Genomic DNA, 13,131 nt, shown 5'->3' with positions numbered 1-13,131 from the left:
GGCGGCACGCTAACGGTCCGGTCCGACACTCCCGTCCCAGGGGCATCAGACGTCACCACCGGTCTAGGATGAGAGATCGGCTCACTCACCGGGCGGTGGGCCCGGTCGCGGTGGGAGACTTGCCACATGCCCCTCACCGAGCCGCACGACGACCACCTCCGGCAGGAGGATCCGGTCGACGCTGCGCGCGAGACCGGTGGGGGCGCCCCCGACGAGGTCGGCGGCCCCGAGGTCACGGCCGCCGACGCGGCCGACGCGTCGGCGACCGAGGCGGAAGCTGACGCGGCCGAGGCGTCCACGCCCGAGCCGGAGCCCGTCCTGCCCGAGCCGGTCCGGCAGCGCATCGTGGCGCTCACCGCGGCGGTGCTGCCCGGGCTGCCCGCCGACGAGGTACCGGTGCCGCTGCGCCGGGTCGCCAAGTTCGCCCCGAACCGCCGGGCCCGGCTCGGTGCCCCGGCGATCGCCGCCCAGCTCACCGGCGACCCGCTGTTCCGGCAGCGGATCACCGCCCGGGTGCTCGCCGACACCGGTGACCTGGGCGCCGCCGTGCTGGAGGGCACGGCGCCGGCCGCCGCCGACCCGGTCGAGGTGGCCGCGCTGGCCTACCTGGCCCGGCCCCGGGGCTGGCGCGACCTGATCGAGGCCAGCGGCGCGGCGGTCCGCGCCGAGGCCGACAGCGCCGTGGTCGCCGAACTGGTCCGCGAGGCCGAGCAGCGGGCCACCCGCGCCGAGCACGACCGGGCGGTGGCCCGGGTCGAGGCGGAGAAGCTCCGCGACGAGCTGGCGCGCGTCCGTGAGGAGCTGGGCCAGCTGCGCGAGGAGAGCCGGCAGCTGCACCGGTCGCTGCGCGAGACGCAGGCCCGCGAGCGCAAGGCCACCGAGCTGCTCGCCACCGAGCGGGGCCGGGCCGCCCGGGCGACGGCGGACGCCGACGCGGAGCTGCGCCGGGTCCGGGCGCGGCTGGCCGAGGCCGAGGCGGCGGCCGGGGTGGCCCGGGCCAGCGCCAAGGAGGCCCGCTCGGTCGACGACGCCCGGCTCTGGCTGCTGCTGGAGACCATCGGGCAGGCCGCCGTGGGGCTGCGCCGGGAGCTGGCGCTCGACCCGGTCGACAAGCTGCCCGCCGACTTCGTCGCCGACGCCTTCGCCGACCAGTCCGGCACCACGGCGGCCGGCACCGCCGCCCGGGCCCGCGACACCGACGATCCGGCCCGCCTCGACCAGTTGCTCGCCCTGCCCCGGGCGCACCTCGTCGTCGACGGCTACAACGTGACCAAACGCGGCTTCGGGGAGATGTCCCTGGAGCAGCAGCGCAAGCGGCTGATCACCGGGCTGGGCGGGATCGCCGCGCAGACCGGCGACGAGGTCACGGTGGTCTTCGACGGCGCCGAGCGGATGCACGGGCTGCCGCCCTCGCCGCGCGGCGTGCGGGTGCTCTTCTCCCGCAAGGGGGAGACCGCCGACGAGCTGATCCGGCGCCTGGTCCGCGCCGAGCCGTCGGGCCGCCCGGTGGTGGTGGTCTCCTCGGACCGCGAGGTCGCCGACGGCGTACGCCGGCACGGGGCGTACCCGCTCGGTGCCGATTCGCTGCTGCGCCGACTCGCCCGGTCCTGATCGGGGCGCTTGATCGCTTTCGGGCCCTCCGCGACCGGTTGTCCCTTTTCTGTCGTACCCCCGGCCTACCGTCGTGGTGACCGACGGTGCTCGGGTGGCGACGGTGACGCCGCACCCGGTCGCCGCAGCGCATCAGGAGGCGAGATGCTCATCGACTGCGCGGGGTGCGGGATCCGGGGGAGCGGCTGTGCCGACTGCCTGGTGACCGCCCTGCTCGACGATTCGTCCCCGGCCGCCGGGCTGGACGGCGCGGAGGCCCGGGCGATCGAGGTGTTCGCCCGGGCCGGGTTCGAGGTGGAGGTGCTGCCCACCCCCCGGCCCGCCGGGCGGCAGCCCCGACGTCGCCGCGTCGCGTGACGCGCGCGGGCCGGGGCACTCGACGACGCCCGCCCCCGGGCCGGCGGCTCGGGGACGGGCGTGCGAGGGGATGACGGTCAGCGGGACGGGTCCCGGTTGAACAGCCTCTTCGCCCAGAGATAGCCGACCAGCGCGATGGCGGCGCACCAGGCCGTCGCGACAGCGGCGTTCGTCCCCACCGGCCCGCCGGTCGTCAGGCCGCGCAGGGTCTCGATGATGGGGGTGAAGGGCTGGTGCTCGGCGAACTGCCGCAGCCCGTCGGGCATCGATTCGGTGGGCACGAACCCGCTGCCGATGAAGGGCAGGTAGGTCAGCGGCATGGGCAGGTTGCTCGCCGTCTCGACGCTTTTGGAGACCAGCCCCAGTGCGACCGAGAGCCAGGTGAACGCGAAGGCGGTCATGACCAGCACACCGGCGGCCGCCAGCCAGGCCGGCGCGTCCGTGGTGGGCCGGAAGCCGATCAGCAGGGCCACCCCGGTGACCACCGCCAGGCTGAGCACGGTCTGCACCATGCTGCCCAGCACGTGCCCGGTCAGCACCGACACCCGGGCGATCGCCATGGTCCGGAACCGGGCGATGATGCCCTCGGTCATGTCCATGGCGACCGACACCGCCGTCCCGGTGGCCGCCAGGCCGGCGGTGATCAGCAGGATTCCCGGGGTGACGTAGTTGACGTAGTCGCCCCGGTCGCCCGAGCCGCCGCCCAGCCCGGCGCCGAGGGTCGAGCCGAAGACGTAGACGAAGAGCAGCAGGAGCAGGATGGGCATGCCGACGAGCAGCACCGTCATCGACGGGTAGCGCACCCATCGGCGCAGGTTGCGGCGCAGCATCGTGCCGGAGTCGCGTACGGCGTACGTCAGGGTGCTCATCGGGGGGTTCCCACCTTCTCGGGCCGGCCGGTGAGGGCCAGGAAGACGTCGTCGAGATCGGGCGTGTGCACGGACAGCGACTCCACGGCGATCGACTGGCCGTCCAGCAGGTCGAGCAGGTCGCGCAGCGAGCGGACCCCGCCGTCGCCGGGCACGTGCAGGGTGAGCTCGTCGGCGGTGCGGGAATGCCCGGGCAGCATCCGCGCGGCCGTGTCGTACGCGGCCCGGTCGGCGAAGCGCAGGCTGACGTGCCCACCGGGGACGAGTCGCTTGAGCTCCGCCGGGCTGCCCTCCGCCACCAGGCGGCCGTGGTCGAGCACGGCGATCCGGTCGGCGAGCTGGTCCGCCTCCTCCAGGTACTGCGTGGTGAGGAAGATGGTGACGCCGTCCGCCACCAGGTCCCGGACGATCTGCCACATGGCCTGCCGGCTGCGCGGGTCGAGCCCGGTGGTGGGCTCGTCGAGGAAGACCACGCGGGGCCGGCCGACCAGGCCCATCGCCAGGTCGAGCCGCCGGCGCATCCCGCCGGAGTAGCTGGCGACGGGCTTGCCGGCCGCCTCGACGAGGTCGAACATCCTGAGCAGGCCCCTCGCGCGCTGCCGCCCCTCGGCGCGGGGCAGATGGTGCAGGTCGGCCATGAGCCGCAGGTTCTCCTCGCCGGTGAGCAGCCCGTCGACGGCGGAGAACTGACCGGTCACGCCGATGGCGGCGCGTACCGCGTCGGGCTCCCGGGCGACGTCGTGACCGGCGACCCGCGCCTCGCCGGAGTCGGCGCCGATCAGGGTGGACAGGATCTGCACCGTCGTGGTCTTGCCGGCGCCGTTGGGGCCGAGCAGGGCGAAGATCGTCCCGGCGGCGACGGTCAGGTCGATGCCGTCGAGCACGACGTGGTCGCCGAAGGACTTCCGTAGGGCGGCGACCGAGATGGCCGCCGGAGCCGGGCTGGGTGGCATGTCTTCTCCTTCCACGCCGGCCGTCGGACCGGGCGGGGCGGGCGGGGCGGGCGGGGCGTGGGGGCCGGTGGGGGCGGGCCGGGCGGGCGAGCGGGGTCAGCCGCGGCGGACGACGATGTCGCCGAAGGAGGTCCGGGCGCTCACCCGCACGGCACCCTCGGGCTCGCCGGGCGGGTCGTACGCCTCGAGGTGGTTCTCCACCCGGCCGAACTGGGTGTGCAGGTCGAGCAGGGCGGCGGTGCCGGAGCGGACACCGACCTCGAGCCGACCGCTCTGCGTCCGGACCGTCACCGTGCCCGCCGAGACCTCGCCGATGCGGACGTCGCCGTTGACGGCGGTGGCGGTGACGGTGGCGTACGCGCAGTCGACGGCGATGTCGCCGTTGGCCGCCTTCACGCGCGCCTCGCCGGTGACGGTGCCCAACCAGCTGTCGCCGTTGCTGTTCTTGACCACCGCGTCGCCCTGGACCTCCTGCACCCGGATCCGGCCGGTGCCGGTGCTGATCCGGGCCTGGCCCGCGACGTGCTCCACCCGGACGGCGCCGGCGGAGGTGTCGAGCTCGACGTCGGCGGCGTGGTCCAGCTCGATGTCACCGGCGGCGGTGCGGACGCGGCAGCTGCCGAGGTGGCCGACGCCGTGGAACGTCGCCACGGAGGCGTCGCCGTGCAGGTGCGAGCCGGTCGGCAGATCGACCGTCACGTCGACCGAGCCGGGCTTGCCGAACAGGCCGAAGCCGCGCTGCCGCGGCGCTCTGACCGTCAGCCGGCCGTCGGCGTACTCGACGCGGGTCTGCTCCGCGGCGCGTACGTCGGCTTCGCTGGCGGCGTTGCTCGGGCGGATCTCGACGACGGTGTCGGTGCGGTCGGCGGCGGTGACGCGGACGTCACCGACGACCAGGTCGACGGTGGCCGTGATCGCGGCGGGGGTGTCGAAAGTGGGCACGACGCGGGTCCTTCCTGACGAGTGGGCGTCCCGGGCGGGGACGGGATGGCGGGCGGTGCGGCGGGTCAGCGGGCCCAGCCGGTGAAGCGTTCCCCGCCCCGGGGGGCGCGTCGCTGCGGTTGGCGGGCCGTGCCGGAGGCCGCCACGGCGGCGCTGGCCGCCCGGACGAGCCAGGCGTTGACCGAGAGGCCGTCGCGGGCGGCGGCCTCCTCGACGCGGCCCTTGAGGTGCTCGGAGAGGCGGAAGCTGATCCGGGAGGTGGCGCCCTCCTCGGCGTCCGCCGGGGGCGGGACGGCCGGCGCGGCGGCGTCCGGCTCGCCCGCGAAGTCGGGGCCGGTCGGCGGGGGCGTCACGACGAAGCTCGGCTCGCGTCCGCGAAGGCGCAGCTCGACCGAGCCGGGCGCCAGATCGCGGGTGATCTCCGCCGCCGCCGCGGCCAGCGCGTCCAGCAGCGCCAGCCGGAGCGCCGACTCGAGCGGCCCGGCCAGCCGCTCGGCCAGCGCCCGGGACTCCTCGCCGCCGAGTTCGGCGACGCCGGCCAACTCCTGCCGGAGGTTCTCGACATACGACGTCAGGTCCATGACGCCACTATGGCACCATTATGACGCCATGGCAAGTGGATATGGCTCCGTCGTGGCGTCACCGTGGCAACGGGTGGCGTCGGAATGGCGTACGCCGGCCTGAGCGGGCGGTCCCGGGCGGGCAATAGGATGGGCGGTCACGGCGGAGGGAGCGGCGGCATGACGCGGGTACGACGCGACGGCGCAGGCTGCACCGCTGCGCCGGGAGGACGGCGGTGACCCCGCGCGGCTGGGCGGTGCTGTCGCTCGTCGCCCTGACCGTGGCCCTGGTGGTCACCGCCGCGCTGCTCATCCCGTGGCACCGGCCGCCGGCCCCCCGGGCCGACCAGCTCGCCGCGCTGGGCGACCTGCCCGCCGAGCAGGTGGCCCGCAGCCGGGAGTTCCGTTCCGCGCTGCGCCCCGCCGGCTGGGCCGCGATCGCGATCGGCCTGCTGGTGGCCCTGCTGCTCGGCCTGACCCCGCTGGGCAGCCGGCTCGTCGAGCTGGCCGGCCGCCCGTTCGGCGGCCACTGGGCCGCCCAGGCCGTCCTCGGCGGGCTCGCCGTGGTGCTCGTCGCCGACCTGGTGACCCTGCCGTTCGCCGCCTGGCGGCAGGCCGTGCTCACCCGCTACGGGCTGAGCACCAACGGTTGGAGCGGCTGGACGGTCGACCTGCTCAAGTCGTACGCGGTCAGCGCGGTGATCGGCGCGGTGGCACTGCTCGGCTTCTACACCGTCATCCGGCTGTCGCCGCGCTGGTGGTGGGCGTTCGGCGCGGCCGGCGCGGCCACCCTGGTGGTGCTGCTCTCCTTCGTGCTGCCGGTGCTGGTCGAGCCGGTGTTCAACCGGTTCACCCCGATGGAGCAGGGGCCGCTGCGCGCCCAACTCATGCAGATGGCGGCCCGCGACGGCGTCCCCGTACGCGACGTGCTGGTCGCTGACGCGTCGCGGCGCACCCGGGCGGTCAACGCGTACGTCTCGGGGCTCGGGCCGACGCGGCGCGTGGTGGTCTACGACACGCTGCTGCGCGAGGCGACGCCCGCCGAGGTGACCGCCGTGGTGGCCCACGAGCTGGGCCACGCCAAGGACCGGGACGTCGCCGTCGGCACGCTGACCGGGGCGCTGGGCGCCGCAGCCGCGGTGGTCGCGCTCTACCTGCTCGGCTCCTCCGGCCCGCTGCTGCGCCTGGCCGGCGTCGACTCGGTCGCCCAGCCACGCGCGTTCCCCCTGCTCGTCGCCCTGGTGACGGTGGCCGGCCTGGTCTCCGCCCCGGCACAGGCACTGATGTCGCGGCGGGTGGAGGCGCGCGCCGACGCGCACGCGCTCGCGCTGACCGGCGACCCGGCCGCCTTCGAGGCGATGCAGCGGCGGCTCGCCGGCATCAACCTCGCCGACCCCGACCCGCCCCGCTGGGAATACCTCTACTCCGCCACCCACCCGTCCACGGTCGAGCGGATGGCCGCCGCCCGCGCCCACGCCAGGGAGACCGGCCGATGAGCCGTACGCTGCTGATCACCAACGACTTCCCGCCGCGTCCCGGGGGGATCCAGTCCTTCGTGCACAACCTCGCGGTGCGCCAGCCCCCCGGGTCGGTGGTCGTCTACGCCTCGACGTGGCGCGGCGCGGAGAAGTTCGACGCCGACCAGCCGTTCGAGGTGGTCCGCGACCGCACCCGGGTGCTGCTGCCCACCCCCCGGGTCGCCCGCCGGGCCGCCCGCCTGGCGCGCGCGTACGACTGCGACACGGTGTGGTTCGGCGCGGCGGCCCCCCTCGGGCTGCTCGCCGCGGGCCTGCGCCGCCGCACGGGCATCCGCCGGGCGGTGGCGCAGACCCACGGGCACGAGGTCGGCTGGGCCGCGCTGCCGGCCGCCCGGGCGGCGCTGCGGCGGATCGGGCGCGGCGTCGACGTGACGACCTACCTGGGGGAGTACACCCGGGTGCGGCTGGAGCGGGCGCTGCACGGTGTGACCGAGCTGCACCGGCTCGCCCCGGGGGTGGACGTGGACGCCTACCACCCGTCGGTCGACGGCCAGGCGGTCCGGGTCCGGCTCGGGCTGGCCGACCGCCCGGTCGTGGTCTGCGTGTCCCGGCTGGTGCCGCGCAAGGGGCAGGACATGCTGATCCGGGCGATGCCCGAGATCCGCCGCCGGGTGCCCGACGCCGCGCTGCTCGTGGTCGGGGGCGGGCCCTACCGGGCCACCCTGGAGAAGCTGGCCCGCCAGGCGGGCGTCGAGCGGGACGTGGTCTTCACCGGCTCGGTGCCGTCGGCGGAGCTGCCGGCCCACTACGCCGCCGGCGACGTCTACGCCATGCCCTGCCGCACCCGCAACCGGGGCCTGGACGTCGAGGGGCTCGGGATCGTCTACCTGGAGGCCTCCGCGACCGGCTTGCCCGTGGTCGCTGGCGACTCCGGCGGCGCGCCGGACGCCGTCCGCGAGGGCGAGACGGGCTTCGTGGTCCGGGGCCGCGACGTCGCCCAGCTCGCCGACCGGGTGGCCACGCTGCTGGCCGACCGGGACCTGGCCCGCCAGTTCGGCGCGGCCGGCCGCGCCTGGGTGGAGCGGGAGTGGCGCTGGGAGGCCCAGGCGCAGCGGATGACCGCCCTGCTCGCCGGCTGACGGCCCCACGCCGCGGTCCCCGGCGACGACCGGGAGGGGCGGCGGTGCCGGGGCGCGGGCGTCCGGTCAGCGCAGGCGGGCCAGGACGCGCTCGGCGGAGTCCGGGCGGCCGAAGTGCCAGCCCTGGGCGGCGTCGCAGTCGATCGCCCGCAGCCGCTCGGCCTGCCCGGCGGTCTCCACGCCCTCGGCCGTGACGGTCAGGTCCAGCGCGTGTGCGAGCGAGACGAGCGAGGCGAGGATCCGCTCGTCGGCCCGGGCCTCCGGTGCCCGCAGCCCGGCCACGAACTGCCCGGCCACCTTCAGCTCGGTCACCGGAAGGTCCCGCAGGTACGCCAGGTTGCAGTAGCCGGTGCCGAAGTCGTCGATGGCGATCCGTACGCCGAGGTCGGCGAGCGCCCGCAGCGCCCGGACCGGCTCCTCGGCGGTGCTCATCATGGTGCTCTCGGTGATCTCCAGCTGGAGCCGCTCCGGCGCCAGCCCGGTCTGCCGCAGCAGCGCGCGCACCTCCTGCACGAGGCCGGCGTGGCGTACCTGGCGCACGGCCAGATTCACGCTGACGAACGGGGCCGGCCCGCTGTCGGCCGCCCAGCTCTCGGCCTGCCGGCACGCCTCGGCCAGCACCCACCCGCCGAGCGGGACGATCAGCCCGGTCTCCTCGGCCAGCCCGATGAAGCTGTCGGGCCGCAGGACGCCCAGCTCCGGGTGCCGCCAGCGCACCAGGGCCTCCATGCCGAGCACCCGGCCGTCGCGCAGCGAGGTCAGCGGCTGGAAGTCGAGGTAGAACTCGCCCCGCTCCAGCGCCGCGGGAATGGCGGCGGAGAGCGCGTACCGGGCCAGGTCCCGGCGGTCCCGGTCGGCGTCGTAGAGCGCCCAGCGGGCGCCACCGGCGGCCTTCGCCCAGTGCAGCGTGCTGTCGGCGGCCCGCATCAGGTCGCCGGGGGAGGTGCCGGCGACCTCCCGCTCGACGATGCCGATGCTCGCCGAGACGCTCAGCTCGTGCCCGTCCACCAGCACCGGCTCGCGTACGGCCGCGAGCGCGGCCTCGGCCACGGCGACCACGTCGTCGGTGCCGGCGGTGTCCTCGACCAGGACGACGAACTCGTCCCCGCCGAGCCGGGCGACCAGGTGCCCGTCGAGGGCCCGGCGGAGCCGCTCGGCCATGGCGACCAGCAGCCCGTCGCCGACCTGGTGCCCGTGCGAGTCGTTGACCACCTTGAAGCGGTCGAGGTCGAGGAAGCAGACACCCAGGCGCGCCGAGCCCCGAACGGGCGAGTCGATGGCCGCGCTGAGGCGCTCGGTCAGCAGCGTGCGGTTGGGCAGGTCGGTCAGCGGATCGTGGGTGGCCTGGTGGCGGAAGCGCGCCTCGCTGCTGCGCAGCGCCCGTTCCGCCTCCGCCCGGGCGGTCATCGCGGCCCGGCGGATCGTCTCCTGCTCGTCCAACGTCCGGTCGCGCAGCGCGCGGGCGTATCCGGTGGTGACGGCCGCGAGCAGCCGGGCCAGCCGGTCCTCGACCTCCTCGCCGACCAGCCCGAGGTCGCGGGCCAGCCGGAGCTGGACGACCTCGACCGTACGACCCAGCGCCTCGGCCGAGGCGATGTGGGCGGCCACCAGCTCGGTGCCCACCCGGTGCCCCACCCGCAGGTCGATCGGCTCGGCCAGCAGGGCCGCCGCGAGCTGCTCGGTGAGGCGTTGCAGCAGCGCCTCGAGCTGGGCCAGGGTCATCGGCAGGTAGCTGGTGCCGGAGACCGCCTTGGCCCACGCCCGGGCGAAGGTCCCCGGGCGGGACGGGCGCCGGACGGCGGTGCCGTTCGGGGCGACGGTGACCGCCCCGGGAGGCTCACCCACCGAGCCGCCCGACGCCGCCGATGAAGGCCGCCCGCTCTGCGTCCTCGGCGCTGTCGGGGGACTCCGGGCGCCACTGCGGCACCCAGACCACGCCCGGGTCGACCAGCTCGAAGCCGTCGAAGAGGGTGGTCAGCTCGCCGCGGCTGCGGATCCACAGCGGATTGTCGGTGCGCCGGTAGACCCGCTCGGCGTCGGCCCGCTCGTCGTCGCGACGGCCGTCGCCGCTGGCCTGCGACAGCACCAGGTAGCTGCCCGGCGCCAGGGCCTCGCGCAGCGTCCGGAGCAGTTCGGCCGGCCGGTCGTCGTCCGACACGAAGTGCAGCACCGCCACGATCATCACGGCGATCGGCTGGTCGAAGTCGAGCAGCCGGCGGACGTCGGGGTGCCCGACGATGCGCTCGGGGTGGCGCAGGTCCTCCTGCACCACCACTGCGCGGTCGTTGCCCTCCAGGATCTCCCGGCTGTGGGCCACCGCCACCGGGTCGACGTCGACGTAGACCACCCGGGCGTCGGGGGCCTCGCGCTGGGCGATCTCGTGCACGTTGCCGACGGTCGGGATGCCCGAGCCGACGTCCAGGAACTGCCGGACGCCCCCGTCGAGCAGGAACTGCACCGCGCGGCGCAGGAACGCCCGGTTCGCCTGCGCCATCAGCGGGGCCTCCGGCACCGCCGCCACCATCGCCTGGGCCGCCGCCCGGTCGACCGCGAAGTTGTGCGAGCCGCCGAGGTAGTAGTCGTACATGCGGGCCACGCTGGGGCGCTCGATGTCGATCTCGTCGGGTGCCCAGTCCGGCCGCTGCATGCGATCACCCCTCCTGTCGGCGTGCGGAACACCGTTGCCCGCGCCGGTATTCTGCCGGCTGACCGCCCGGGAGACCATAGCGCGCCGCGAACCCTTCGACGCCGTCGCTCGATGCGACGACGACGGGCCCGCGCCGCACGTCGGCGGTCGCGGACCCGTCGGTGGTACGCCCCCGGGCTCCCGGGGCGGCGGTCAGAACTTCGGTGCGTCGGGAGCCTCGAGCAGCCCGAGCCGCAGCGCGGTCATCAGCGCCTGGGCCCGGTTGGCCGCGCCCAGCTTCTCGTAGAGCTTCGAGATGTGCGTCTTGGCGGTGGACTCGCTGACGAAGAGCTGCTTGGCGATGCCCGCCACGCTCATCCCGTCGGCGAGCAGCCGCAGCACCTGACCCTCGCGGGGGGAGAGCTGCGGCCCGGACGGCGCCAGCCGGCGCTTCATCGCCTCGGCCAGGTCGGCGGCCGTGAAGGCGCTGGGGGAGGAGGCGGCGTGCCGGGCGGCGGCGACCACCTCGTCGGCCGGCGCGGTCTTCGGCACGAAGGCGCTGGCCCCGGCCTCCAGGGCGCCGAAGAGCTGGTCGTCGCCCGCGTACATGGTGAGCACGACGATGCCCATCGACGCGCTGGACTTGCGCAGCGCCCGGGTGGCCTCCAGGCCGCTGCCGTCGGGCAGTCGCAGGTCCATGATCACCACATCGGGCTGCAACGCACCGGCCTGGCGTACGCCCTCCGCCGCCGTGGCGGCCTCCCCGACGACCTCGAACTGCCGGTCGCGCTCGAACGCGTGCCGCAGGCCCTTGCGGATCAGGTCGTGGTCGTCGACAAGGAGGACCTTGGTACGGGTGGCCGGTGTCGGACTTGTGGTCATCCTCGGGTTACTCCCCTTCTGCAACGGCTGCGCTACCGCGCACGTTATCGCGCCGGGGCGACGAGCCGAGCACCACCGCGACGGTCGTGCCGCTCGGTTGCCGCGGCCTGATCTCCAACCGGCCCCGGATACGTTCCGCCCTCTCGGCCATGATCGCAAGACCGTAGTGCCCGTCGGACCGCTGGTCAGCGATCCCCTGACCGTCATCCGACACTTCGATCTGCGCGTACGGCGGATCGACCTCGCAGGTGACCCAGAGATTCGACGCGCCCGCGTGCTTGCGCGCGTTGGTGACCGCCTCCTGGGCGATGCGCAGCAACTCGGCCTCGGTGGCGGCGGGCAGCCGGGCGGTGGACTCGTCCAGGGACAGGTGCACCCGCAGCCCGCCCGAGGCGCCGACGGTACGGGCGTACTCGGCGATGGCGGCGGCCAGGCCGCCGTGCCGGTCCACCTCGCTGCGCAGTTCGAAGAGGCTCAGCCGCAGCTCGGTGATCACCCGGGTCACCTCGCCGCGCAGCGTACGCAGCGCCTCGGCGGTCTCCTTCGGGTCCTCGTCGACGTACGCCAGGGCGTTGTCGATGCCGTAGCCGACCATCACCAGTTCCTGCGCCACCCCGTCGTGGATCTCCCGGGCCAGCCGCTGCCGCTCCTCGTTGGTGGCCAGCGAGCGGACCTCGTCGAAGAGCAGCGCCGCCTCCAGCCGCAGCGCGGCGGGCCGGGTCAGCCCGGTCACCCGGGACACCACGCCGGGCGGGTACGCCTGCGCCGCGTCCGCCTCCAGCACCACCAGCCCGACGGTGCGCACGCCCGCCACCAGCGGCACGATCAGGGCGGAGACGTCGCCGCCGCGGTGCGAGCGGGCCTGCGAGCGGGCGGCGGTGTGCGGCTGCTGGCTGGCCCACGCGTCGGCGATGGCCGAGTCCGCGTCCAGCGTCGTCTCCCAGTCGACCCGTTCCACGCCGACCTGGGCGAGCACCACCAGCCGGCCGCCGCCGCTGGCCGACAGCACGGCCGCCCGGTCCGCCCGGGCCACGGCGCGCAGCTCCTCCAGCAGGTGCTCGGAGATGCCGCCCGGGTCGAGGGTGGCCCCGGGCAGCTGCCGGGCCACCGTGCGCAGCTGGGTGAGCAGCCGGGTCGCCTCGGCGTACGGCTGGGGCTTGCCCTCGTTGCGGACCTGCATGACCCGGTGCAGGCCGCTGGCGGCGGCGAGGCCGAGCCCGGCCAGGATCAGCCACTGGGCGCAGACCACCAGGTAGCCGAGCTCGCCGATCTGCCGGCCGCCGTCGACCTTGGTGAGGGCGCCGGCCACCAGCAGGGTCGCCGTGGCGACGGCCAGCAGGCCGACGCCCTCGCGGAACCGGCGGCGCAGCGCGGTGACGGTCACCGGGACCGCCAGGTACGGCAGCACCGCCGAGGCGCCCAGCCCGCCACCGTCCCCGCCGACGGTGGCCACGGCGGCGACCTGGCTGGCGGCCAGTCCCAGCACCAGCACCTCGGCCACCCGGCTGAGCGGGCCGACCGGCCGGTGCTCGGGGGCCAGCAGGGCGGGCAGTCCGGCGGCGGCCAGCAGCGCGATCCACCAGAGCTGGCCGGGATCGTTCGTGGCGTACAGGGTCAGGACGGCGACGAGCGCCAGCATGACCACGCGCGCGGCGGCGGCGAGGGGATGCGGCTGGGGCCGGGGGGGCGTCGAGGCGGGCACGTGACGGATGGT

General features: G+C 75.6%; 12 protein-coding genes. 4 read left to right on the top strand and 8 right to left on the bottom strand.

Going from position 1 to position 13,131, the window contains the following annotated elements:
• Nucleotides 1–126 precede the first annotated feature (126 nt).
• Nucleotides 127–1,611 (top strand): NYN domain-containing protein, encoded by a 1,485-nt coding sequence (locus tag AC5L34_RS14175; RefSeq protein ID WP_494825241.1) that lies wholly within the window; start codon nucleotides 127–129, stop codon nucleotides 1,609–1,611.
• 144 nt (nucleotides 1,612–1,755) lie between these two features.
• The gene (locus tag AC5L34_RS14170) at nucleotides 1,756–1,968 is read left to right on the top strand and encodes a hypothetical protein (protein ID WP_441174895.1); all 213 of its coding nucleotides are present in this window, start codon (nucleotides 1,756–1,758) and stop codon (nucleotides 1,966–1,968) included.
• A gap of 77 nt (nucleotides 1,969–2,045) precedes the next feature.
• On the opposite strand, the gene AC5L34_RS14165 is transcribed toward AC5L34_RS14170, so the two are convergent.
• From AC5L34_RS14165 to AC5L34_RS14150, 4 genes are all read right to left on the bottom strand, one after another.
• Nucleotides 2,046–2,837, bottom strand: coding sequence for an ABC transporter permease (locus AC5L34_RS14165; RefSeq protein WP_101411998.1), 792 nt, complete (start codon nucleotides 2,835–2,837; stop codon nucleotides 2,046–2,048).
• Nucleotides 2,834–3,790, bottom strand: coding sequence for an ATP-binding cassette domain-containing protein (locus AC5L34_RS14160; RefSeq protein WP_441174894.1), 957 nt, complete (start codon nucleotides 3,788–3,790; stop codon nucleotides 2,834–2,836). The genes AC5L34_RS14165 and AC5L34_RS14160 overlap by 4 nt, the downstream gene beginning before the upstream one ends.
• Before the next feature lie 96 nt (nucleotides 3,791–3,886).
• Nucleotides 3,887–4,732 (bottom strand): DUF4097 family beta strand repeat-containing protein, encoded by an 846-nt coding sequence (locus AC5L34_RS14155; protein ID WP_441174893.1) that lies wholly within the window; start codon nucleotides 4,730–4,732, stop codon nucleotides 3,887–3,889.
• A gap of 65 nt (nucleotides 4,733–4,797) precedes the next feature.
• Nucleotides 4,798–5,313, bottom strand: coding sequence for a hypothetical protein (locus tag AC5L34_RS14150; protein ID WP_441174892.1), 516 nt, complete (start codon nucleotides 5,311–5,313; stop codon nucleotides 4,798–4,800).
• A 215-nt stretch (nucleotides 5,314–5,528) separates the two neighbouring features.
• Here AC5L34_RS14150 and AC5L34_RS14145 point away from each other — a divergent pair, with 215 nt between their 5' ends.
• Nucleotides 5,529–6,788: a M48 family metallopeptidase gene (locus AC5L34_RS14145; RefSeq protein WP_441174891.1), complete on the top strand. Its 1,260-nt coding sequence runs from the start codon at nucleotides 5,529–5,531 to the stop codon at nucleotides 6,786–6,788.
• Nucleotides 6,785–7,909 (top strand): glycosyltransferase family 4 protein, encoded by a 1,125-nt coding sequence (locus AC5L34_RS14140; protein ID WP_494825237.1) that lies wholly within the window; start codon nucleotides 6,785–6,787, stop codon nucleotides 7,907–7,909. Before AC5L34_RS14145 ends, AC5L34_RS14140 begins: the two co-directional genes overlap by 4 nt.
• A 66-nt stretch (nucleotides 7,910–7,975) precedes the next feature.
• On the opposite strand, the gene AC5L34_RS14135 is transcribed toward AC5L34_RS14140, so the two are convergent.
• From AC5L34_RS14135 to AC5L34_RS14120, 4 genes are all read right to left on the bottom strand, one after another.
• The gene (locus AC5L34_RS14135) at nucleotides 7,976–9,631 is read right to left on the bottom strand and encodes a putative bifunctional diguanylate cyclase/phosphodiesterase (RefSeq protein WP_494825365.1); all 1,656 of its coding nucleotides are present in this window, start codon (nucleotides 9,629–9,631) and stop codon (nucleotides 7,976–7,978) included.
• Nucleotides 9,632–9,746: 115 nt separating this feature from the next.
• Complete coding sequence (locus AC5L34_RS14130) at nucleotides 9,747–10,556, bottom strand: SAM-dependent methyltransferase (RefSeq protein ID WP_494825235.1); 810 nt, start codon at nucleotides 10,554–10,556, stop codon at nucleotides 9,747–9,749.
• Between the two features lie 192 nt (nucleotides 10,557–10,748).
• Entirely contained in the window at nucleotides 10,749–11,417 is a 669-nt protein-coding gene (locus AC5L34_RS14125) for a response regulator transcription factor (RefSeq protein ID WP_007072219.1), read from the bottom strand.
• A 7-nt stretch (nucleotides 11,418–11,424) separates the two neighbouring features.
• On the bottom strand, nucleotides 11,425–13,119 hold the full coding sequence (locus AC5L34_RS14120; protein WP_494825230.1) for a sensor histidine kinase: 1,695 nt from the start codon (nucleotides 13,117–13,119) through the stop codon (nucleotides 11,425–11,427).
• Nucleotides 13,120–13,131 lie beyond the last annotated feature (12 nt).

The sequence above is a fragment of the Micromonospora sp. ZG13 genome (assembly GCF_059359355.1).
Note: the sequence above shows the minus strand (reverse complement) of the source record. Positions and strands in the feature narration are given on the sequence as shown.